Origin of the sequence: Chitinophaga sp. 22620 (assembly GCF_052044405.1) — a bacterium.
Lineage (GTDB): Bacteria > Bacteroidota > Bacteroidia > Chitinophagales > Chitinophagaceae > Chitinophaga.
The window spans coordinates 1154039-1178374 of record NZ_JBQEMV010000001.1 but is presented as its reverse complement, the minus strand read 5'-3'; the positions used below and the strand labels follow the sequence as shown (position 1 = coordinate 1178374).

16 protein-coding genes are annotated in these 24336 nt (G+C 52.7%); 6 read left to right on the top strand and 10 right to left on the bottom strand.

Annotation, left to right across the window (positions count from 1 at the left end; all coding sequences use genetic code 11):
- Positions 1-33 precede the first annotated feature (33 nt).
- The 4 genes from ACTJIK_RS05015 (at position 34) to ACTJIK_RS05000 (ending at position 4609) form a co-directional block, all read left to right on the top strand.
- Complete coding sequence (locus ACTJIK_RS05015; RefSeq protein WP_440645256.1) at positions 34-2412, top strand: ABC transporter permease; 2379 nt, start codon at positions 34-36, stop codon at positions 2410-2412.
- 61 nt (positions 2413-2473) lie between these two features.
- On the top strand, positions 2474-3130 hold the full coding sequence (locus ACTJIK_RS05010; RefSeq protein WP_440645255.1) for an alpha/beta hydrolase family protein: 657 nt from the start codon (positions 2474-2476) through the stop codon (positions 3128-3130).
- A gap of 32 nt (positions 3131-3162) precedes the next feature.
- Positions 3163-3735 (top strand): hypothetical protein, encoded by a 573-nt coding sequence (locus ACTJIK_RS05005; protein WP_440645254.1) that lies wholly within the window; start codon positions 3163-3165, stop codon positions 3733-3735.
- A gap of 133 nt (positions 3736-3868) precedes the next feature.
- Entirely contained in the window at positions 3869-4609 is a 741-nt protein-coding gene (locus ACTJIK_RS05000; protein WP_440645253.1) for a M12 family metallo-peptidase, read from the top strand.
- Positions 4610-4654: 45 nt separating this feature from the next.
- Here ACTJIK_RS05000 and ACTJIK_RS04995 read toward each other — a convergent pair whose 3' ends face one another.
- The 10 genes from ACTJIK_RS04995 to ACTJIK_RS04950 all read right to left on the bottom strand — a co-directional run bounded on the left by ACTJIK_RS04995 (position 4655) and on the right by ACTJIK_RS04950 (position 20058).
- On the bottom strand, positions 4655-6085 hold the full coding sequence (locus ACTJIK_RS04995; protein ID WP_440645252.1) for a TolC family protein: 1431 nt from the start codon (positions 6083-6085) through the stop codon (positions 4655-4657).
- The gene (locus tag ACTJIK_RS04990) at positions 6078-9245 is read right to left on the bottom strand and encodes an efflux RND transporter permease subunit (protein ID WP_440645251.1); all 3168 of its coding nucleotides are present in this window, start codon (positions 9243-9245) and stop codon (positions 6078-6080) included. The genes ACTJIK_RS04995 and ACTJIK_RS04990 overlap by 8 nt, the downstream gene beginning before the upstream one ends.
- 26 nt (positions 9246-9271) lie before the next feature.
- Entirely contained in the window at positions 9272-10354 is a 1083-nt protein-coding gene (locus ACTJIK_RS04985; protein ID WP_440645250.1) for an efflux RND transporter periplasmic adaptor subunit, read from the bottom strand.
- 170 nt (positions 10355-10524) lie between these two features.
- Positions 10525-10920: a hypothetical protein gene (locus ACTJIK_RS04980; protein ID WP_440645249.1), complete on the bottom strand. Its 396-nt coding sequence runs from the start codon at positions 10918-10920 to the stop codon at positions 10525-10527.
- A 242-nt stretch (positions 10921-11162) separates the two neighbouring features.
- Positions 11163-12257: an acyltransferase family protein gene (locus ACTJIK_RS04975; protein ID WP_440645248.1), complete on the bottom strand. Its 1095-nt coding sequence runs from the start codon at positions 12255-12257 to the stop codon at positions 11163-11165.
- A gap of 6 nt (positions 12258-12263) precedes the next feature.
- Positions 12264-13118, bottom strand: a complete 855-nt coding sequence (locus ACTJIK_RS04970) for a PKD domain-containing protein (RefSeq protein WP_440645247.1) — start codon at positions 13116-13118, stop codon at positions 12264-12266.
- Between the two features lie 29 nt (positions 13119-13147).
- Positions 13148-14662 (bottom strand): RagB/SusD family nutrient uptake outer membrane protein, encoded by a 1515-nt coding sequence (locus tag ACTJIK_RS04965; RefSeq protein ID WP_440645246.1) that lies wholly within the window; start codon positions 14660-14662, stop codon positions 13148-13150.
- A 17-nt stretch (positions 14663-14679) separates the two neighbouring features.
- The gene (locus tag ACTJIK_RS04960) at positions 14680-17949 is read right to left on the bottom strand and encodes a TonB-dependent receptor (RefSeq protein ID WP_440645245.1); all 3270 of its coding nucleotides are present in this window, start codon (positions 17947-17949) and stop codon (positions 14680-14682) included.
- Positions 17950-18190: 241 nt separating this feature from the next.
- Positions 18191-19354, bottom strand: coding sequence for a FecR family protein (locus tag ACTJIK_RS04955; protein WP_440645244.1), 1164 nt, complete (start codon positions 19352-19354; stop codon positions 18191-18193).
- Between the two features lie 110 nt (positions 19355-19464).
- Positions 19465-20058 carry an RNA polymerase sigma factor gene (locus ACTJIK_RS04950; RefSeq protein WP_440645243.1) on the bottom strand — a complete coding sequence of 198 codons (594 nt, stop codon included), beginning with the start codon at positions 20056-20058 and terminating at the stop codon, positions 19465-19467.
- A 255-nt stretch (positions 20059-20313) separates the two neighbouring features.
- Between ACTJIK_RS04950 and ACTJIK_RS04945 the strand changes: the two genes are divergently transcribed.
- Positions 20314-23469, top strand: a complete 3156-nt coding sequence (locus tag ACTJIK_RS04945) for a carboxypeptidase regulatory-like domain-containing protein (protein ID WP_440645242.1) — start codon at positions 20314-20316, stop codon at positions 23467-23469.
- Between the two features lie 89 nt (positions 23470-23558).
- Complete coding sequence (locus ACTJIK_RS04940; protein WP_440645241.1) at positions 23559-24332, top strand: helix-turn-helix domain-containing protein; 774 nt, start codon at positions 23559-23561, stop codon at positions 24330-24332.
- The last annotated feature ends 4 nt before the right edge of the window (positions 24333-24336 follow it).

Genomic DNA, 24336 nt, shown 5'->3' with positions numbered 1-24336 from the left:
GGCCGTTACATTTAAACGAATTATTGATCTATTATGATTAGAAATTTCTTCAAGGTCATTTACCGGAATACTCTGCGTAATAAAGGAGTTTCGGCCATCAATATCACGGGCCTCGCCGTGGGCATGGCTGCCGCGATACTTATATTGCTGTGGATTCAGGACGAGCATAGCTATGACGAGTTTCACGAAAATAAAGACAGGATATACGAAGTATGGAACCGTGTACCATTTGATGGCAAGCTCTCCTCCTGGAATACCGTATCTGCGCTAACCGCGCCCGCAGTTGAAAAAGACCTGCCTGAAGTAGAGCGTGCAGTTCGGGTAAAATCGGCTGGCAGTTCGCTTCTTTCATCTGGTGATAAAAAAATAATAAAGTCGGGCATTAGGGTTGATACCGGTTTCCTGCAAATGTTCAGCTTCCCTATGCTGAAAGGCAATCCTTCAACCGCGCTGAATGGCACATATTCGGTGGTGCTTACTGAAAAAACAGCCAAAAGCTTATTCGGTGATGAAGATGCAATGGGAAAGATCCTGAAAATTGAGAATAGCGATAATTTTACTGTTACCGGTATTCTAAAAGATCTGCCGGCCAATACAAGATTTAATTTTGAATATTTATTGCCATGGTCATCCATAAAATACAGGGAGGGAGAGGATTTAGGTTGGAACGATAACAGTACTCCTACTTATGTGATGCTGAAACCAAATGTAACCTATGCTTCTGTAGCTCCCAAGATAAAGGAATTGAAACAGAAATACAGTGATGAAGCAAAAATGCTGAAATGGGAGCTTTTTATCTACCCGATTAACCGCTGGCGTTTATATTCAAGCTTCAGCAATGGCGTAGAAGATAATGGGGGGCGTATCATATTTGTAAAAATATTTGGTATCATCGCCGGGTTGATATTATTGATCGCATGCGTCAATTTCATGAACCTGAGTACCGCGCGAAGTGAAAAACGGGCAAAGGAAGTAGGGATACGAAAGGTGGTAGGCGCTCAGAAAAGTTCTCTCATCAGCCAGTTTATCGGGGAATCTGTCTTTGTTGCGCTCCTGGCAGGTATTGCAGCTATCATTATTGTCCAGTTAAGCCTGCCTGCCTACAACCAGCTCACCGATAAAAAACTATTCCTGAATTTTGGCAGTATCCATACCTGGGCCACATTCATCGGGTTTATCCTGTTCACCGGTTTACTGGCGGGCAGCTATCCTGCATTCTTCCTTTCATCTTTCCAACCCGTTAAGGTATTAAAAGGCACCTTTAAAAAAGCAAATGCATTGGTAACGCCGAGAAAAGTGCTGGTTGTACTACAATTCACATGTGCCATCGCCCTTATCATCTGCACTATTATTGTAAAACAACAGATAAATTATGCCCTTAACCGGGAAACAGGATATAACAAGGATAATCTTGTGTATCATTTCATGACCGGTGATATAAATAAGAACTATGCGTTAATAAAAAAAGAATTGCTTGAATCCGGCGTTGCAAAATCAATTACAAAAACAAACTCCCCGCTTACTGAAAGATGGAGCGATGGATGGGGACAGAGCTGGGAAGGAAAGAACGAAGATGATAAAACATCCTTCGACAGGTACCTGTCTGATGAAGGGCTTGGTGCTACCGCAGGGTTACAGTTTATACAAGGCCGTGATTTCAATCTGAAAGAATTCCCTACCGATTCGACCGCACTGATCATCAATGAATCAGCGTTGAAAGTAATGAAGTTTAAAGACCCTATCGGCAAAACAGTCCAGGACCTTGGCATTGAATGGCATATTGTAGGAGTCATTAAGGATTTCATTCTTACCAGCCCTTATGAATCAACAAGGCCAATATTGATTTGCGGCGCAAAAAGTACCTTCATGAGCTTCCAGGTGATGCAAATAAAACTAAATGGAAATAATTCCACCGCCGAAAACCTGGGAAAGGCCGAAGCTATTTTCAAAAAATACAACCCTGAGTATCCGTTTGACTATAAGTTCGTAGACGAAGCCTATGCGCAGAAATTCGATAATGAAAAACGCCAGGGAACTTTATCCGCTTTATTTGCAGGACTTACTATCTTTATTTCATGCCTGGGCTTGTTTGGCCTTGCCACGTATATGGCGGAAAACAGGATAAAGGAAATCGGCGTGCGGAAAGTACTGGGAGCATCTGTAGCGAACATTGCCACCCTGTTATCTAAAGATTTCGTAAAGCTGGTCTTTATTTCATTTGTAGTAGCAGGGCCATTATCATACTGGTGTATGCATAAATGGTTACAGGGTTATGAATATCGCGTCAGTATCCAATGGTGGGTATTCGCTGTTGCCTGTTTCCTATCAGTAACGATTGCCATATTAACGGTCAGCTACGAGGCTATCAAAGCGGCACTAGCGAACCCGGTGAAAAGCCTGGGGAAAGATTAAGTAAAGTTGATCCCGCTATCTATCTAGCATCTGGGAAAAGATTAAGTAAATTTGATCCCGTATGCATACACAATCCTTAAAATTAGAGGTTTCGCCTTCAGCAGGCACCGTTTCAGCCATATATATGTGCCCGGAGAAGCCCCTGTGCATCCTCACCCTGGCACATGGAGCAGGGGCGGGCATGGATCATTCGTTTATGGAAACACTGGCCGGGTCCCTTTCGAAAGCGGGCATCGCCACCCTGCGATTTAATTTTCCTTTTGCCGAACACAAAAAGGGCAGACCCGACACTCCCGCGGTTGCTCACCTTACGATAGAAGCCGCTATCAAAAAAGCACGTGAACTAAATCCCGGCCTCCCGTTGTTTGTTTCCGGAAAATCTTTCGGGGGAAGAATGAGCTCGCAATACCTGGCGGCTAATGCGGATAGTTCCATTAAGGGTATCATCTTCTATGGGTTTCCTTTGCATCCTTCCGGGAAGCCTTCCACCGAGCGGGCAGATCATCTGAAAATGCTGAAAATACCTATGCTATTTCTACAGGGTACAAAAGACACGCTGGCTACGCTGGAACTGGTTGAAACGGTAAGCAAGTCCTTGAAGAAAGCCACCCTCGTAAAATTTGAAGGGGCGGACCACTCTTTTAAGGCCGGCAAAAAAGACGTGCTGTCATTATTAGTGGATGAAACAAGGAAATGGGTGGAGAAGGTACTTAAGTAGTTTGTTGTGAAAATTCATCTTAAATTGCCCTCATGGAAACTTACGAAACCTACCGTGATGGGCTTGCCCGCTCGCTTGCCCCGCTGGCGCCAAGGGAACAATATTTCTTCGGCTGCTGGTGTGTAGAGCAATTGTCCGGCATTTTCAGCGTGGAGGAAGTAAAAAAATTATCCGCGGCAGACCTGGCGCAAATCAATCATGCCATGGAATTTATGTGGAACAGTTATGCCGGTTTCTCCAACATCAACGAACGGGGGCTGTACGACGCCTTTGAGGCTGTTCAACAGCTCGATCAAAAAGATTTCGACCAGGACAAATTCCCTGAATACACCGCCCAGGCACTGCTGGTCGCCCAGCAACTTGTGCTGTCATTCCTGGAAGAACAGGACGTTGAGCTGATCCTGGACACAGCCGAAACATTGATACAGGTAATGGAGTTCTCCATCAGCCACAACTACGCGCACGATACCACCGACCTGTTCAATCATCCCCTGGTACGGAATGAACTTCGGCTTCAGCAGCAGCTGATAGAACGTCTGTCTTCAGGGCCGGCATTAACCACCGCCGATAAATGGCTGTTTCGCGCCAATAAAAAAAATGAATAACATCGAAGAAATATAGCTGCCTGCTATCTTCTTTCCCCGCAGGATTTAAAAATTAAGAAATAATAAGTAATTTAACCCCATATAAACGCATGATCATCCAAACATTCGAGCACCAGTCCTAATGAATTTTTTCTTGAAACAGATCTTCCTGATTGCATCCGCCATTATCCTGCTTGCCTCCGGTTGTTCAAAATCAGACAACAAACCCGGCGGCTCCTATTCGAACGACCGGAATGCCGGCGCTTCCGCCAACGACCTGCTGAGCAACGCACGTTATTCATCACTGAAAATAGAGATCCAGTATATGCCCGGATTTCAACCGGATGCCGCAGCTATCAATCATCTCACCAGCTTCCTGGCCAGCCGTTTAAATAAGCCCGGCGGCATACAGGTAGTGCAGAAACAAATCGCCGCCGCAGGCAGCGCGCTGTCTGCACAGGAAGTACTGAATATCGAAAAACAAAACAGGACCGTCTATACCAACGGCACCGAACTGGGTGTATATTTCCTTTTCACAAACGGCAGCTATACCGAAAATAACGTGCTGGGCATCGCCTACCGGAATACTTCCATGTGCCTGTTCGGGAAAACAATACACGATAATTCAGGCGGCGTGGGCCAGGCCAGCAGAACAAAGCTGGAAGCCACCGTACTGGAACATGAGTTCGGGCATATACTGGGCCTGGTAAACATCGGCAGCGCTATGCAGACCCCTCACCAGGACGCCGGTCATGGCGCGCATTGCAATAACGAAAACTGCCTCATGCACTACGCAGCGGAAACCACTGATGTTCTGGGTTTCCTGTTGACCGGGAACATCCCTTCCCTGGATGCGAACTGTATCAATGACCTGAAGGCCAACGGCGGCAAATAAAAAAGAGCCCCGGCTAAACCGGGACCCTTTACACTAAAACCAATCCTATCTCCAACCTCCTCCCAAATCCCTGTAAACATTCACCACAGCATTCAGCTGCCGCTGTTTGGTTTCTATCAGCTCGAGCTTAGATTCCAATGCATCGCGCTGCGTCATCAGCACTTCCAGGTAATCGGCCCTGGCGGATTTGAAGAGGTCGTTGGAAATATCGATGGAACGGGTGAGCGCATCCACCTGTTGCGACTTCAGGTCGTAGCTCCTGCCCAGGTTGCTGATGTTGGAGAGTTGAGTGGAAACTTCCAGGTAGGCATTTAAAATGGTACGCTCATAATTGTACATAGCCTGCAACTGCCGCGAATTGGCGTTGCTGAATTCGGCTTTGATCGCATTGCGGTTGATCAGCGGGCCGGCCAGGTCGCCCGCCAGCGAATACAGCAGCGACTCCGGCGATTTCACCAGGTAACCGGGTTTGAACGCCTGGAGCCCTATCCCGGCAGAAATGCCGAATGAAGGGTAAAATTCTGCACGGGCCACTTTCACGTCCAGCTTTGCGGCGGTCAATTCCAGCTCCGCCTTTTTGATATCCGGCCTGTTGGCCAGCAACTGGGAAGGGATCCCCGCGCTGACTGCCGGCGATAACCCCAGGAAGTTCCCCTTGTCCCTGGCTATTTCCTGCGGGTAGCGGCCTAACAGGAAGTTGATCCTGTTCTCCGTTTCCCTGATCTTTTGCTTTATCTCGAACTCCAGGCTTTGCGACTTCAATACTTCGGCCTGGAATTTCTGAACGGCCAGCTCGGTGGCCCTCGCGGCTTCCTTCTGCGTTTTCACAATATCCAGCGCGTTCCTTTGCAGGTCTATGTTCTGTTTGACGATCGCAAACTGGTTATCCAGCGCCAGCAGCTCGTAATACGAATTGGCCACTTCTGCCACCAGGTTGGTGAGCACGAAGTTCCTGCCTTCTACCGTTGCCAGGTACCGCGTTACGGCGGCCTTCTTCGCGTTGCGCAGCTTCTTCCAGATATCCACTTCCCAGTTCGCATAAGCCGCCACCGTGTAATCCGCCAGCGGGTCGGGCATTTCTTTGCCTGGCTCGATCTCCGTGGACGCATCGCCGGCGCCCTGGCTGGTGTAGCGCCCTACTTTCTCAACGCCGATGCCGGCCTTTGCGCCAACCGACGGCAGTATCGCGCCTTTGCGGATGCGGACGTCGTTCCTCGCGATCTCGATTTCCTGCAAGGTGATCATCAGCTCCTGGTTGTTCTTCAATGCAGTGTCTATCAGGTTCGCCAGGTCTTTATCCGTAAAAAAGTTTCGCCATGCTATAGCCGGGGCATTGGCCGTATCCTGTCCGTTGCCCCAGGATGCAGGCACAGCCTTGTTCTCGGCCCGCTGCGTAATGGCGGGCACCCCGCAGCTTGCCAGGGCCAGGCAAACGGCCAGTATGCCCACGCAATGATGTATCCTGAATTTATACATTATGATCTATTTCTTCTGTTAGAGGATTTTCTTCTTCGTCTTTTATCAGCATGCGCCTTTCCGCGATCTTCCCGAAGATGTAATACAGCCCGGGGATGATCAGCACGCCGAAAACAGTACCGAAGAGCATGCCGCCCGCAGCGGCGGTACCGATCGTCCTGTTGCCGATCTTACCCGGCCCCGTGGCGAACACCAGCGGGATCAGGCCCGCGATAAAGGCGAACGAGGTCATCAGGATGGGGCGGAACCTCACTTTCGAACCTTCCAGCGCCGCGGCGAGCACCGTAGAGCCGGAGCGGTGTTTCTGCACGGCAAACTCCACGATCAGCACGGCGTTCTTACCCAGCAAACCGATCAGCATCACCATCGCCACCTGCGCATAGATATTGTTTTCCAATCCCAGTAATTCCAGGAACAGGAAGGCCCCGAAAACACCTGCCGGCAGGGAAAGTATCACCGCCAGCGGCAGGATGAAACTTTCATACTGTGCCGCGAGGATCAGGTATACGAAACCAAGACAGATCAGGAAAATATAAATGGCCTGGTTGCCCTGCGCCACTTCGTCCTTCGAAATACCCGCCCAGTCTATCCCGAAGCCCCTCGGCAAAGTCTTCTGCGCCACCTCGTTGATCACCTTGATGGCCTCGCCGCTGCTGTACCCGGGCGCGGCGGAACCGCTCACTTCCGAGGCCGTGTACATATTGTGCCGCGTGATCTCCGAAAGGCCGTATACTTTTTCCATTTTCATGAAAGCGGAAAACGGCACCATCTCATCCTTGTCGTTCTTCACATAGAGCTTCAGGATATCTTCCGGCGAAGCCCGGTACTGCGGCGAAGCCTGCACCATTACCTTGTACTGCCGGCCGTATTTGATGAAGCTGATCTCGTAGTTGCTGCCCACCAGCGTGGATAATGTGTTCATCGCATTTTCGATGCTCACGCCTTTTTGCTGCGCGATATCGTTGTCCACCTTCATCATGTACTGCGGGAAGCTGGCACTGTAAAAACTGAATACGGACGACAGCTCTTTCCGTTTGGTCAGCTCCCTCACAAACTCATTGCTGACCGTTTCCATTTTTTTGTAATCGCCCGAACCCGCTTTGTCCAGCAAACGCAGCTCGAAACCGCCTGCGGCCCCATAGCCGGGGACAGCGGGCGGCAGGAAGAATTCGATGGTAGCGCCGGTGATGCCTTTGGCCTTTTTTTCCAGCTCTTCGATAATTTCCTGGACGGAATGTTCCCGGTCTTCCCAGCTTTTGAGATTGATCAGGCAGGTGCCGGAGTTGGCGCCGGTACCTTCGGTGAGTATCTCGTAACCCGCCAGCGAAGAGACGGATTGCACGCCTTCAACGTCTTCCGCCATCTTTTGCAGCCTTTCCGCGATCTCGTTCGTCCTTTCCAGGGAAGAACCCGGCGGCGTCTGGATGATGGCATAGAACATCCCCTGGTCTTCGTTGGGGATAAAGCCGGAAGGCACGCGGCCGTTCAGGAACCATGTGCCCGCGCAGAAAGCGCCGAGCATCAGGAACGTGACCATCCTCCTGCTGACAATACCGCTCAGCACTTTCTGGTATCTCCCCGAAAGAAGGTTGAACGAGTTGTTGAAGCCACCGATGAATTTGTCCAGCGGGTTTTTCTTTTTGGGTTTCCCATGGCTGTTCTTCAATATCATGGCGCAAAGGGCCGGCGTAAGCGTGAGCGCCACCACGCCCGAAAGAATGATGGCCGTGGCCATGGTGATGGAAAACTGCCGGTAGAATATCCCCACCGGGCCGGACATAAACGCCACGGGAACAAATACCGCCGCCATCAGGAACGTGATGGCGATGATCGCCCCGCTGATCTCATGCATGGCCTTCTTCGTAGCCTTCAGCGCCGAAATATGTTCTTCTTCCATTTTGGCATGCACGGCTTCGATCACCACGATCGCATCGTCTACCACCACACCGATCGCCATTACCAGGGCGAACAGCGTAATAAGGTTGAGCGTGATGCCGAAGAACTGCATGAACATGAACGTGCCGATCAGCGATACGGGCACAGCCATGGCCGGGATGATGGTAGACCGCCAGTCACCCAGGAACAGGAACACTACCAAACCCACCAGTATAAAGGCTTCCACGAGGGTGTGGATCACTTTTTCGATGGAAGCGTCCAGGAATTTGGAAACGTCGTAGCTGATCTCGTAATTCATTCCCTTCGGGAACGAGCTGGCTTTGATCTCCTTCATTTTCGCCTTCACATCCTCGATCACCTGGCTGGCATTGCTGCCGTAGGATTGTTTCAGCACAATGGCCGCGGAGGGTTTACCATTGAGGTTGGAATAGATATCGTACATCGAGCTGCCGAATTCCACGTCCGCTAAGTCTTTCAGCCTGAGTATCTCCCCGTTCGGGCTGGATCGCAGGATCACGTTGCCGTATTCTTCCTTCGTGGTGAACCTGCCGGAGTATTTCAATACGTATTCGAACGCCTGCGAACGTTTGCCCGAGCTTTCGCCGGTTTTGCCGGGAGAGGCTTCCAGGCTTTGTTCGCTCAATGCTTTCATCACTTCTTCGGCGGAGATCTTGTAAGCCAGCATGCGGTCCGGCTTCAGCCAGATCCTCATGGCGTATTCCCTGTTCCCCAGAATATCCGCAACACCCACGCCGTTCACCCTTTTTAGTTCAGACAGGATGTTGATGTCCGCGAAGTTGAAGAGGAATTTCTGATCGGTATGCGGGTCGTCGCTGTAGAGGTTGATGTACATGAGCATGTTGGATTCCTCGCGGGTGATCTTCACGCCTTCGCGCACCACGAGCGGCGGCAGCTTATTCACCACGGAGGCCACACGGTTTTGCACGTTCAGCGAGGCCTGGTTGGGGTCCGTTCCCAGGTTGAACACCACCTGGATGGTCGCTTCGCCGTCGTTTCCCGCGTCGGAGGCAATGTACTTCATCCCGGGAACGCCGTTAATGGCCCTTTCCAGGGGAATGATCACCGATTTGATCATCAATTCGCCGTTCGCGCCGGGATATTCCGCGGTCACATTCACCTTGGGCGGCGAAATGGATGGGAACTGGGTGACGGGCAGCTGGGTAATAGCCAGCACTCCCAGGAACACGATGATAAGCGAAATAACGATCGACAGAACCGGCCGCTGTATAAATTTATTGAACATAGAGCTATGCTGTTAGAGTTGAACTGTTATTCCGCTTTCAACCGCAGATGCGAAAGCACTTCCGCGGGTTTCAGGTATTCATATTCGATCTTGTCATCGTCTTTTACTTTCTGAACACCTTCCAGCAATATTTTTTCGTTTTCGGCAAGGCCGCCTTCAAGCACATACAGGTCCGGCATCTGGCCGGCAACGGTAATGTGTTTGGATTGCACCTTGTTATCCGGGCCGACCACGAACACATAGATCTTGTCCTGTATCTCGTAAGTGGCTTTCTGCGGGATCACCAGCGCGTTCTTCATCGGAACGGTCATCAGCACTTTACCCGTTTCACCATTCCTCAACAGCTTGTCCGGGTTCGGGAATCTCGCCCTGAAAGCGATATTCCCCGTTTCGTTATCAAATTCGCTTTCGATGGTTTCCACATCGCCCTTGTACGGCAGGGGATGGTTGTTGGCCAGCAGCAGGCTGACCTTGCTGCTTCCGCGGCTTTTGGTGTTGGTGGAGTAATCCAGGTATTCCGGCTCCGATACGTTGAAGTAGGCGAACATCTGGCTGTTGTCCGAAAGGCTGGTGAGCAGCTCGCCTTCGTCGATGAGGCTGCCGAGCTTTAGCGGAATGCGGTCGATGGTGCCGTCGAACGGCGCCCTGATCTCCGTGAAGGAGAGGTGGAGTTTGGCGAGCGACATTTCAGCTTTTGCCTGGTCCAGCTTGGCCTGCGCCATGGCCTGCTCGTTTTTGGAAACTACGTTCTTTTCGACGAGGGTGGTGGTGTTCTGCAGCTCTATTTCCGCGGCTTTGGCTTCGGCTTCCGCTTTCAGCAATTCAGCCTCGTATAGTTTCGGCATGATCCTGAACAGCAGCTGGCCCGCTTTCACGAACTGGCCTTCGTCCACATAAATGTTTTGCAGGTAACCCTTTTCCTGGGCCCTGATCTCGATGTTCCGGACAGACCGGATCTGTGAAACATATTCCTTCGTAAAGGAGGTATCAACTCTTAAGGGGCTGGTGACGGTATATTTACCGGTTTCTTCCTTTTCTTCTGCTTTGGTTACACAGCCTGTTTGGTACAGCATGGCGCATAAGCCCGCGAACAAGACGATTCTTTGCATAATATTAAATGGATATTGAGCGAGTAAATGCCTGGAAACAAAGTTCCCAGGGGGCGCGAGGAGGCATCAGGCGCAGGGGCGGGCCGTAACTGTCAGGCAGCGGACTGTATTGCATACATGCATCCGCCCGGCATGCAGGGCATACCTCCGGCAACTGATGGTTGTTGGGATCAGATCCTTAAAGTGCGTTGTACGATATATCTGTCGGAAAGACGGCCCGCGAAAGGCGGAGGGGTTTCAATGCGGTGATGGAGATAACTTAAAACAGCGGGACAGGAAAACACTGAATAAAAACGGGCCAGCAATTTATATTTCCGGGCGAAAGAACTACTGGTGTCCTCATCCTCCACTTTGTCCCTGATAAGCTGCTCCGTTCCTTTTTCCATGTCTGTTTCCCTGACTTTGGTACGGTGCCGGTGGATATCGGGGAACCTGGCGCGCCGGGTGTTATCTATTTTCTGCGCGATGGAGCAGTGCATGCTGCGATGATGCGCGCCTGCAGAGGCGGCGGCATCTTTTCCCAGCAGAAGGGAAAACAAGCACACAAAAAATAAAACTACTCTCATCTGGGGGCCAAAAATAACAAAAGGTTCGAAAGCATAAAAAAATTGACCCGGCCCGATCCGTAAAAAAAAGGTTAAATCTTGGGAATCACCGGTGTTTATTGGGCTCCGGCTTCCTCAACCCTTCGTTTTTTTAATCAGATTTTAATATCTGGTTAAATGCAATTTGTTTGAAGATGCAAAAAAAGTATGGTTATGTGCCGGCAGGAATGAAAAAACGGCGGCTCACGGCCGCCGTCGAAAATCTACAACTTAAAGAAGATCTTTCGCCGGTATAGCCAGTAACAAAGATACCACTCCAACGCCCACACGCAGAACGCGGACATCACCGCCTGCCATGCTTCCGGCATGTTTGCCAGGCCCAGCCCGCCTTTCACGAAGATCCCCACTACCCCGTTCAGGTAACCGATCCCGACCGTTTCGAAGAAAATATAAATGAAGATCGGGTTCATGCCCACCACCACAGCGATCCAGGTGAAACGTTTATGGTCTTTCACATCTATCCACCAGTACAGCGCGGCAAGTATGAGTGTAACGTAGCCGAGGGAAACAAGAATAAAACCGCCCGTGCAGATGCGTTTGATAATGGGCGACAGCCCGCTGGCATCCAAAACATACCCGGCCGCCAGAGCGATCAATCCCGCAACTAAAAGCGCTCTTATCTTTCCCGCCGCCGGCCCTGCGCTCATCAGCAGCTTACCCGCTGTAACGCCCAGTATCGTATGCGCCGCGGTAGGAATACAGTTGATGGCCACCCAGCCGTCTGTATTGATCTTTCCCATCAGCACCATATCCATCCACGCGCCGAAGTTATGCCCCTGCACGAAAGGCTGGTCGAAACCCGGGATCTGCACTGCCCTGTAAAGCGTATCGCTCAGCAATACCAGCAGCAAAGCCGCGCCGATCTGCACTTTGTACGAACGGCCGATGAGGAAATAGGCAACCAGCGTGGTGAAGGATAATTGTGTGAGCACATTCCACAATTCCCACACGAGCTTGCCGGCATACACACAATGCAAACCGGTGCCCAGCAGGAACAGCTTCAGACTTCGGATGGCCACGTGCCTGAGATTCTCTTTCTCCGGCACACCTTTGCTCCGCTTTATTTCCACGGAAATGCACATAGCTGTGCCGGCCATGAACATGAACGCAGGCTGCACCAGGTCCCAGAAACGCAGGCCGTGCCAGGGATGGTGAAAGAATTGTCCGATCAGCCAACCGGGCTGCAGGTGCGCCAGCGAATGGTACACCATGCAGCTTTCGGCAGCGAGCAGGATCATGATGATCCCGCGCATTACATCCAGTGATAAAAGTCTTTCTCCGGGCTTTAAAGTTGGCATAGGCTATTATTCGAAATTGACAAGCAGTGAAGGCTGGCCCTGGTTGGGGATTTTGCCCAGCGTGGCCGACCAGTCGCCCTTGGTGGCGATGATCCCCATTCTGAAAGCAGTGGTAGACGCCATATTTTTCAGCTTGGAGCGTACAAGCCGCATTTCATACTTCAGTACGTTGCCGCTTTCCTCCACATTCCCCACGGAATAAGCTTCTGTAACACCGGCCGGCTCAAAAGAGAAGGCATTCTGCGCGCCTTTGTGGTTGAACACGTCCAGCCAGCCGCCCAGCACGCTGCCTTCCAGCAGTACGTCGTAACCGCCCTGCGGAATGTCCGTGAGCAGGCCTGTGGCAGCGCTGTTGTCGGTATCCAGGTAAAAATCGTAAATGTCCGCGTTCGCCTCTTTGCTGTTCACTTCGATGTAAACATAGATATACTGGGCATCGTAATCCACTTTCATTTTCCGGAAAAAAGTTTCCGGCGCGGCGGAGGTCACTTCGTACTGGGTAACGGTATTCCAGTCGTCGAATGTATTGTCGTTCAGCTTCACGGGCGAGGTCTTGGCGATGTAGATCACCGTCGAGCCTTCGGATACCTTGCCGTCTTTAGTGGTGGCATAGAGCGTCGGCACGTATTTCCCTTTATCAGGATAGGTATGTACCGGGCTTTGTTCGGTGGAAGACGCGCCATCCCCAAAATCCCAGCGGTACGATACGGCGCCGCTGGTTTCGTTGGTAAAGGTCACTGTTTTATCCGCGATGCTCACGGTGTAATAAATATCCGCCGCCGGCGTCACCTCGTCCTTTTTGCAGCCGGCCATCAACGCGGCCAGCGACAGGAAGGAAATTATATATTGAATGCGTTTCATGATCGTTGGTATTAGTTTTCGGGAAAAGATCAGAGATTCTGTACACAAAGCCTGTTGGTCTGTATTTCGTCTATCGGCACGTAATAAATGACCCTTGGCGCATTCCATTTCGTGACGAGATTGGGATAGTTGCGCGGCGCAACAGACAGGTTGATATCAGATTCTTTCAGCCCCGGCAGATGATAACCCCAGTACGTACGGTTCATATCCCGCTTATTGCGGTATACATCGAAGTTGCGGTGGCCTTCAAACGCCAGCTCTATCCTTCTTTCCTTCAATACCACATCCAGCGCGGTTTTGCCCACGGGCAGGGCCCGGTTGTACAATGAATTCTGCAGGCCCCTGTTTTTCCGGATCATATCCACATTATCCAAAGCCCCGGCTGTATTGGCTTTTTTGGCCAAGGCCTCGGCCTTGTTCAGGTACATCTCCGCCAGCCTGAACAGGATGGGAGAGCTCAGCGTAGGACTGCCGCCCTGGAAAGAAAATTTGCTGATATAATAGACCTCGATCCCGTTCTTCTTTTGCAGGTTGCCGCTCCCGTCCTTCAGCGGCTTGATGTAAGACCACCTCACATCCTCCGGGTGGGCGGCCATCGTATCGCGCAGCGATTGCGAAGCGTATTCCTCGCCCCAGCCGGAGTTACCGTCTGAATACAACATGGAAGCAATGGAGCCGGCTTTGCCATAATCATCCGCGGGGGTGAACGCCACGCAGAAAATGGTTTCTTTCCCCGTCAGCGCATTGGCAAACAAGGAAGGGAAGGTAGCGGCGGTTTCGAGCGTAAAGCGGTTGGAGTTGATCACTTTGTCCGCATAGGCAATGGCGTTGTCGTTATCTTCTTTGTAGAGGAAAGCACGTGAAAGCAATGCCCATGCTGCTTCTTTTGAGCCGAACTGCACGCCCCTGGGTTGATTCATCAGCTCCGCGCCTTTCTCCGCATCGGCAATCACCGCGTCGTACACTTCGCCAACGCTCGCCCTGGCCTGCTGCGCGGGGTCGCTGGTGCTCATGCGCAGGATGATGCCGCCGGCCGCAGGGTCCTGTGTAAAAGGTTTCCCGTAAAACCGCACCAGGTTGAAGTGGCACAGCGCTCTCAGGAAATAACACTCGCCGATCAGCTGTTTGATGCTCTCGTCGGGGTTCGCGATCTTTTCGGCAGACTCCAGCACGGTGTTCACATCGTTGATGATCTTGTAAGAAATATACCAGAAGTAGCGGCTGTTGGTCTGCGTGGCCGTATGGTCCAGCGAAAAGCTGTAGAACAGCGGGTCGGTGGTGGTTTGCGCGCAAACGATATCGTCTCCCGCGAAATCGCTCATCTGGAAATACTGGCGCAGGTACATATTGTTCCCGTCTACCGTACCGTTGAACGATACATGGTCTTTGAACAAGGCATAAGCCCCGTTCAGCCCCTGTTGCAGGCCTTCTTTGGTGGCGGTTAAGGAACCGGTGGTCAGCGCGTCGCTGGGCTCAATGTCTTTGAGGCAGCCGGTGCTGAAAATTGATAAGGCAAATATGATGAAATAAGATGCTGTTCTCATGGTCAGATAATTTATTCCTAGAACCGGATGTTAACGTTAAACAGGTATTGGCGGTTGTTCGGGTACTTGAAGTCGGATACGCCGGGCATCACAAAACTGCCGGATGTGATGGTGGTGGCGGGGTCCTGGCCAAGGAAGTCCGTGAAGGTATACACATTGTCCGCCGTTACGGACAGCGTCACGCCGTCCAGCCCGATGCGCTGTATCCATGATTTAGGCAGCTCGTACCACAAAGCGATATTTCTCAGGGCAATGAACCCGCCGTTCTTCAGATAGCGTGTAGACGTTTCCGTTGCATTGGCCGCGTTCTGCGGGCTGGGCTCCGTGGCATTGTCGCCCGGCTTGGTCCAGGTGCTGTAGCCGTCCGGCAGCACGATCTGGTTGTAGTAGGGTTCCATCCCGTCGTTCATCACGAAGCGGAGCGAGTTGCTGAAAACTTTGTTGCCGGAAAGGAAATAAGCGTTCACACGCAGGCCGATGTTCCGGTATTTCCACTCGGAGGTAAGGCCGCCCTGCAGCTTCGGTAAGGCGGAGCCTACTTCCTGGTAGGTAGCCGCGGCATAATCCGAAGTACCGCTGCTGGAGATGACTTTGCCGTCCGCATCTTTCTCCAGCACTTCCCAGAGCGGCGCGCCGGTTTCTTTGTCTACGCCCAGCCAGCGCGGCATGTAGAACTCATACAGGTTGCCGCCGTTGCGGTAGATCTGCGAAATGCTCCATGTGGGCTGTGTGCGCGTGATATCGCTGGGGAGTTTTTGCAGTTTGTTGGAGTTGAAGTTGATGTTAAAGTCGGTCGACCATTCAAAATCCCTCGTTTTGATATTGACGCTGCTGATGCCAAGCTCAAGACCTTTGTTCACGATCTCGCCGGCATTTTCCCAGCGTTGTTCGAAGCCGACGGAAAGCGGCTGGGAAACCTGGAGGAGGAGATTTTTCGTCACGTTGTTATACACATCCAGCGTGAGGTTCACGCGTTTGAAGAGGCCGAGGTCCAGCCCTGCGTTCACCTGGTGCTTGCTTTCCCAGGTAAGGTCGGGGCTGGGCAGCTGCAGGGGAATGGCGGCCGTGCCGCCGTTGTATTGGCTGCTGAGCGAATAAAGGCCCAGGTAACGCGATGAACCAATGTCCTGTGTGCCGGTTACGCCGTAGCTGGCGCGCAGTTTCAGGTTGTCTATCCAGTTGCTTCCTTTCAGGAATGTTTCGTTGCTGATCAGCCAGGCGGCGGAAATGGCCGGGAACGAGCCGTAGCGTTTGCTGGAAGGGAAAGCCGTGGAACCGTCCACGCGGTAAGAACCGGTGAGGAAATATTTTTCTTTATAACCGTAGCTCACCTGCGAAATGAGCGATTGCAGGATCGCCTGGTCGTTGTAGCCGGACACCAATTGGCTGTTAGACACAACGTTCAGCACAGAAAGCCCTGTAGGCAAGCCTTTGCCGGAAGCGCCCACTACTTCCGTTTTGCTGTTCTCTATCGCTACGCCCGCCAGGCCGCTGATGGAATGGTCGCCTTTGTTGAAGCTGAACTTCAGCAGGTCGGTCGAAATGAAGCCATAGCTCAGGGTGCCCAGCTCGTTCAGGAAACCGGTGTTGTGATACAGCCCGGCCACAACGGGGGAATAAAAGTCCGTTCCTTTGTTGTAGTTCACCGCGGCGCGGTTGGTGCTGGAAAACGACAGCCAGTCCGTGATCTGGATATTCAGCCCCAGGTCGTAGTTCATGCTGAAGCTCTTGTACGGGTGGTTGGAATTCCGGATGGTGTGGATAGGATTCGTTTTGTCCCTGGACCACCATTTGCCGGAGGTAGTGCCGTCCACATACACCGGCTGGCCGTTTGCGTCGTAAGGGTTGTCCCAGGGCATGTTCAGGTAGGCGTAGAACACGTCCTCGTAGTTGAAGCTCTTGCCGCTGGCGGCGCTCAGGTTGATGTTGTTCGTTACGCTCACGCTTTTGGAGAAGCGGTGCGTGGAATTGCCGCGCAGGTTGATCCGCTGGAAATTCGTATTGAGGAAAGTGCCTTTTTCGTTGTAGTAGGTGATGCTGGTATAGTAATCGTTCTTTTCGTTGCCGCCGCGCGCGGAAAGATGGATATTCTGCATGGGCGCGGAGGGGAACATGGCAGACAGCCAGTTGTAGTTCTGGTCGCGCAGTTCGCGGGGCCTTTCGCTGTAGAATTTCAGCAGGTCTATTTTGTAGGAATTATCGTCGTTGCCGGGAATGTAGTCGCGGTACAGTTCTTTATGGCGTTCGTACAGCTGGCTGCCGTTCATCATCTTGATCTTGCCGAGGTCCGCCGTGCGGAAGCCTGCCGTCACCCTGGCTTCAAACTTCGTTTTGCCGCCGCTTCCTTTTTTGGTGGTCACGATAATAACCCCCGCATTCGCCTGCGAACCGTACATGGCCGTAGCGCCGGCGTCTTTCAGCACGGTGATGTTCTCCACATCGTTCGGGTCAAAGCTGCCGCCGATAATGCCATCCACCACGTACAGCGGGCTTTGTGAAGCATTCACGGAAGAAACGCCCCTGAGCCTTATTTCCGACGCCGCGCCGGGAACGCCGGAGCTGTTCACCACCTGCAGGCCGGCCACCTTGCCTTGCAGCATAGACCCCACATCGTTGGTGGTCACGTCTTTCAGCTTTTCAGCGGATACAGTGGTAACGGCGCTGGTCAGCTCGCCTTTCTTTTTGGCGCTGTAGCCCACTACCACGATCTCCGCGAAGCTCTTCGTGTCTTCCTGCAGCACGATGGTAAGCGCGCGGCCGTCTGCAGGTGCGGCTACTTCCTGGCTTACGAAACCGATATTGCTGATCACCAGCACTGCGCCCGGGCTTACGCCATTCAGCGAAAATGCGCCGAGGTCGTTGGTTTTGGCGCCTTTGGATGTGCCTTTCACGAGGATCGTGGTGCCGGGAAGCGGCGTATCGCCGGGGCCGGTGACCCTTCCCGTTATATTAATGGTGGTGTCTGCCGGGCCAGGACTCCCGGTGGGTAAAACCGGTACCCTTTTGATCACAAAACTATTCCCTTCCAGCGAATAGGTGATCTGCTGGTTCTTCAGGCAAAGCTCCAGTACTTCCTGCACCGTCATGTTCTTTGCGCGGAATGAAACCGGCCTGGCGCCGGACAATGCTTTTTCAGAATAAACAATTGAAACTCCTGTTTGCGTGATCAGTTCTTCGAAAACCTTTTGCAGCGGCATATCCCTGGCCGTCAACGTGACCTTCTGGGAATAACCGGCTGCACTTACATGCAGGAACGCAGCCAGCAGGAGGAATGCGGTTAGTTTCATAACCCTTTGAATTTTGGTTGACAGCCCGCATACACGGCGGGCTGGTGCATTACAACTGAATTGCATACTTTTGTGGTGTTTGGTAGTTTTTTGGATTGTTTCTAACGCGATACTGAAAATGCCAGATACTTCGCCGGGCTCCGAGTGCAATCGGATCCCGGTTTTTTACGGCCTGCTTATCATTAATTTTTACCCGGTTCAGGCCGGGCGTTTGTTTATACTTTGGTTGATGACGCGCCTGTTAAGGCAATACGATTATTTTTCTTCCTTCTATCCTGAAATGATTGCTGCCGCCGGCTTCCAGCAAGGCCAGCACATTAGACAGGTGCAGGCCGCGGGATAAACCACCGCCGTACTGTTCGGCGCTGGGCGTAGCCTGGTAAACGATCTCCACGTCGTACCAGCGGGCCACCTCGCGCAGGATCGCGGGCAGCGTCATATTATTGAATACGAAAAGTCCATTCTTCCATGCGATCACTTTATTCACATTCGCCGGCTGCACCAGCATCTCGCGGCTGCGGGTATCCAGTACGGCCTGCTGGCCGGGCTTCAAAACCTTTGTGGCCGCTCCTTCCGTGACCTGTACCGCGCCTTCCAGCAGGGTGGTGTTCACCGTGCTTTCATCTTTATAAGCCATCACGTCGAAGTGAGTGCCCAGCACCTGCACCTCCATGCTTTGCACGCGCACCTTAAAAGGCTGCTCCGCATTGGGGGCCACTTCAAAATATCCCTGCCCGTCCAGCTCCACCATACGCTCCCTGCCGGTAAAGGCCAGGGGATAACGGAGAGACGATGCGGAGTTGAGCCATACTTTCGAGCCATCGGGCAACACTACGCGGAACTGGCCGCCACGGGGCGTGGAAAGCGTGTTGTATTGAACGGCGCCGGAAGTTTTGCCGGCATCGTAGAGCAACTGGCCCTGCTGCCGGGTGATGATGGTATTGCCGGCGCTGATCACCTGGTGGCCCGAGCTGTCCAGGGTAACGGTAGTCCCGTCTGCCAGCGTGAGCGTGGCTTTGGTGCCGCCTGGTTGTATATCTTCTTTGGATTGTTGTGCCAGCCCGGGAGAAGGGGCCGTGTTTCTTTGCTGCGTTTGCCAGATAATAGCGGAGCCGGCCAGTACGATGAACACGGCGGCGGCGGCCACTCTTCCGAAGGTAAATATTTTCTTCCGGCGGGCAGGGGTATGTTGAAGGATGTTCCGGTAAACCTGTTCGTAATCCACTTCGGGCAAGGTTTCTTCCGTGCCGGGCCGCTGGTACTGCGCTTCCATAAAAGCATGCAGCGTTTCTTCGGCCGAAGGGTCGCCAACAGCGGCGAACAACTCATCCAGCTCTTCCCTGGTGCAGGATTTCGCGGCATACCGTTCCAATAAATACTTGATTCTGGCTGGATCCTTCGGCATAATGAGACATTTAAAAACGGCCTGTGAGGCCCTCTATAAATAAAGACGGACGAAGGAGAACGAAGGACCGCGGAAAATGGAAAAAATTTTAAAAGAAGTTCATCATGGGACTACAGCCGCTGATGCCAGCAGGCCAGTTGGAACAGCACGGCCAGCAAAAGGGAATGCCGCGCCAGGTATTGCCGCACATGCCGCAGGGTTTCCACCAGCAGGTTCTTCACCCGGCTGCGCGACAGGTGCAGCTGCTGGCTGATCTCCTCATGGCTCAGCCCCCGCTGGCGGCTCAGCCAAAAAATGGTCTGCTTCTGCGGCGACAGCCCCGCCAGGGCATGATCGATCAGCTTCCTGCTCTCCGCCGCATCCAGCTGCTGCTCCAGCTCGTCAGACACTTCGGAGATATTCGCCCACACCTGGTCTACCAGCTTCTGCTGAAGCGAAACCCTCCGCAGGTGATCCACCGTGCGGTTCCGCGCGATCATAAATATATAGTTGTCGAAACGCTCAATGTCCGGCAGCTGCTCCCGGCTGCTCCACAGCTTCAGGAAAGTATCCTGGAGAATATCCTCCGCGTCCACCGCCGAATGCGTAAGATGAAACGCAAATGCCAGCACCTGCCGGTTGTGCCGGGCATATAACTCCCTAAAGGCGGCTTCACTGCCCTCCCTTAATTGTAATAAGAGGTCCTTGTCAGTAGTTCCAGGCATTCCCCGCTTTACCGGATTTTGGTACGTGACAATTTTAAATAATTTCCCCGATTATTTCCCGGAATTTAAATCACTTCATCATTTAAATTGATAATCAATTACTTAATTTATATAGCCCATCGAATCAGCAATATACCACGTTTAACCTAGTAGCATCGGAAGCCGATGTGTATGAAATTAATGTTATCATTGTATCCGATACAACCAGACCGTTCCACGAACCACTAATTTCACGCCCAGTTTTAACAAACTTTTATGAAAAAAATCCTGTTGCTATTATGCTGCCTTGCCGGTCTTTTCAGCCCCCAACTCCGGGCCCAAACCACGCAGGCCTCCGTTTTCGGGGTAGTTTCCGACGACAAAAAACAGCTCATCCCCGGCGCTTCGGTGCTGGTGCGGAATGAGAGCACCGGCTTCACCAGCCGTACCGTTACCAATGCCAAAGGTGAGTACCATTTCCGTGAAATGCCGCTCGGCGGGCCCTACACTGTTATCGTCACTTTTATGGGTTATGCTGAAGAAAAACTGGAAGGGTACTCGCTCAACCAGGGCGACGTTCTCCGTGTGAACGTGGAAATGCAACCATCTTCCGTGACAATGAATGAAGTGAAAGTGGTAGGCAACTCCCTCCGCAACAAACGGGAAAACTTCGGCGCAGCCACCACCGTTACGGCGAGAGACATTGCCAAGCTGCCCGTGAACGGCAGGAACTTCACCAGCCTGATAGACCTGTCTCCCCTCAGCCGGGGCAACAACCTCTCCGGCCAGCTGGCTTCTTCCACCAACTTCACCATCGACGGCACCACCGCCCGCAATCCTACTTCAGGCGGCGGGTCCAACAGCCGCACCGGCGCGCCGTACATCCTTTCCATGGAGGCCATCCGCGAGTTTAAAGTGGTGACCAACCAGTACGACGTAACCTACGGCCGCAGCGGCGGCGGCACTATCAGCTCCGTTACCAAATCAGGCACCAACACCTGGAGCGGCAGCGCGTTTATTTATGGCCGTGCAGACTGGCTGAGCAGCAACTACGACATGCGCGGCGTTAAACGTGTGAACGACTTCTCCACCAATCAATACGGCTTCTCCCTCAGCGGCCCGATCGTAAAAAATAAAGCGCATTTCTTCTTCACCTGGGACCGCCAGGCAGATTCACGCCCGCTGTTCATTGCGGACATTAAAAGTCCGGCGGACGAAGTACGGTACAACCTCTCCCAGGCCACCCTGGACCAGTACATGGGCATTGCCCGCACCAAGTACGGCGTGAGCAACGCTCCCCAGACCGGGTCTTTCGACAAAAAACGCGGTACCGACGCTTTGTTCGCCCGTATCGACTGGCAGCTGAACGAGAAGAACCTGCTCACCATTCGCGACAACTTCATTAACGACCGCAACGAGCTGGGCCGCGACGACAATACCGCCATCAACCTTTACGAATCCTACGGCGACGCCAACACGTTCAACAACAGCCTGCTGGCCACCCTGCGCACCACCATCAGCCCGAAGATCACCAACGAGCTGAAAGTGCAGCACCTGTACACTTTTGAAGAAAGCGTGCCCAATGCGCAGCTTCCCGGCGCAAACATCCCCCGCGCCATCACCGATAAGATCATTTCCAACGTAAACGGTAAAAACGTTCAAACGTCCATCCAGCTGGGCGGTCAGCGTTATTCTCCCGAACACTTCTACAACAACGTCATACAGCTGGTAGATAATATATACCTGAATACAGACAAAGCCAGCTTTACCTTCGGTACAGACATCATGTACAGTCACCTGAATTCCCTTTACGGCAGCGAGCTGAACGGGCGTTTTTATTTCGACAGCCTCTCCAACTTCAATGCGATGCGGCCATGGCGTTATGCCCGTGAAGTATCCGTGGTAGACGATCACAGCGTGAAGCAGAACATCCTGAACGCCGGCCTTTACGCGCAAATGCAAACCCGCCTGGGCAAAGGGCTGGAAATGATCCTGGGCCTGCGCGCCGATTACACGACGTACATGAGCAAAGCCAACTTCAATCAGACCGTATACGACGAGCTGGGGCTGAGCACCGACAACGGGCTGAACACCTTCCAGCTGCAGCCGCGTATCCAGTTCAACTGGGATATCAATGAAAAGCATAAAGATTACCTCCGCTTCGGCGCCGGCATCTTCGCTTCCGATATCAACAACTACGCGATGATCAACAACCAGCTGTTCGACGGCACCAAGATCCTGTCTATCGACATCCAGCAGAACGTTCCTACCCCGAACTTTGTCGGTTACCGCAAGAACCCCGCATCCGCTCCCGGTAAAGAACTGTTCGACCAGCTGGGCCTGCCGCGCATCGGCACCATCAACATGAATGGTAAAGACGCAGGCATCCCCGTGATCTACAAAGCGAACATCTCTTACAACCACTTCTTCTCAGACCGCCTCAAAGCCGGTATCACCGCATTCGCAACCCTCGGGCGGAACAACTACATGTATGTGGACAGGAACATGGTGGACCAGCCGATCTTCACCCTGGCCAACGAAGGCGGCCGCGGCGTATACGTTCCGGCAAACACCATTACTGCCGCCGGCCAGACAGACTGGATGAAAGGCCGCAAGAGCACCAATGTGGGCCGCGTGCTGGAACTGAACAGCGCCGGCAAGGTGAACCAGTTCGCTGTAGTGGCGGATGCAACCTGGCGTTATTTCCGCGATGGCGAAGTAACCCTGAGCTACACATGGAACCAGGCCAAAGACAATACTTCTTACAACGGCGACGTGGCCAACACCGCTACCCTGTCGCTGATGACGCCGCAGGATCCGCGCAACCTGAGCCTGATGAGCTATTCAGACAATCACTTCCGCCACAAGGTAGTGTTCTACGGCACCCTGCCTTCTTTCTATGGCGTGAGCGTGGGCGTGCGTTACTCCGGCCTGGGCGGCACCCGCTACACCCTGGCAGTGAACGGGAACGTGAATGGCGACTTCGTTGCCTCCAACGACCTGCCTTATGTATTCGACATCAACAACCCCAACGTGCCGCAGGCGATACGCAACGGCATCAAAGGCATACTGGATAACCCGAATGCCAGCGAAAGCATGAAAGATTATATCCGCGAAAGCATGGGTAAGATCGCTGAACGAAATGGCGGAGAGAACAAGTTCTTCGGCGTGTGGGACCTCCGCGTGGCCAAGAAGTTCAACCTCTTCAAGTCCCACAGCCTGGAGCTGTCCGGCGACATCTTCAACGTTGCCAACCTGCTGAACAAGGAATGGGGCGCATCCAAAACGCTGGGTAAAACAAACCTGCTGAACCTGAACGGTTTCAACCAGGCCACCCAGACCTACAGCTACAACGTGAATGCCAACGCCGGTGTGATCACACCTTCCGGCAACCCCTGGCAGATACAGCTGGGCGTACGTTACGCATTCTAAGGTCATCACCAGATCTTTATAACCGGGGCGCTCCTTCACAGGGGCGCCCTTTTTGCATCCGGAATATGCGTAACTTAGCCATGCCTTGTATGAAACTCGAAAGATTCATTCCTTCCGCAGCATTAATGCCTTTTGTAAAGGAGTACCTGGTCATTGAAACCGGCCAGGGCATGGAAAGCCGCACTATTCCTGATACTTCGCTCGTATTGGCCTTTCGTTACAAAGGCTCCGTGAGCAACGCGACGGAAGGCACGGCGGAAGTTATTCCGCCGGCGGTGATCTCCGGCCTGCGGAAAAACGCGCGGGTGTTTCAATATGCAAAGTCTACCGCCAACCTGCTCGTGATCCTCCGTGAATGCGGCATAGCGGCGTTTACCGACCTGCCTGCGCACGAGCTGTTTGGCCTGAGTGTTACTTCAGACAATGTTTTTAAAGGGGCCGCGCTGCGCGAGATACTGGAACGCCTTGCGGAAGCGCCTCACAACCGGGCGAGGGTCATGCTGGTGGAAGATTTCCTGCAAAAAGAACTGAACGCCCGCAAACCGCTCCCCGCCATTGGCGACGCCGTCCGCATCATCAAACAGCACAATGGCGTTGTACGGGTAAAGGAGCTGGCTGCTTCCCTGCACATCAGCCAGGATGCTTTTGAAAAACGTTTCCGCGCCCTCATCGGCTCCACCCCCAAACAATATGCGTCTATCATCCGGCTGAGAAATCTTATCACGAAATATCCCGGCTACGCCTCGCTGACGGAAGCCACTTACCAGGCCGGTTACTTCGACCAGTCGCATTTCATCAAAGATTTCCGGGCTTTCACCGGGCATGCGCCAAAAGAGTTTTTCAATACCGCACGTTTCTGGTAATTAA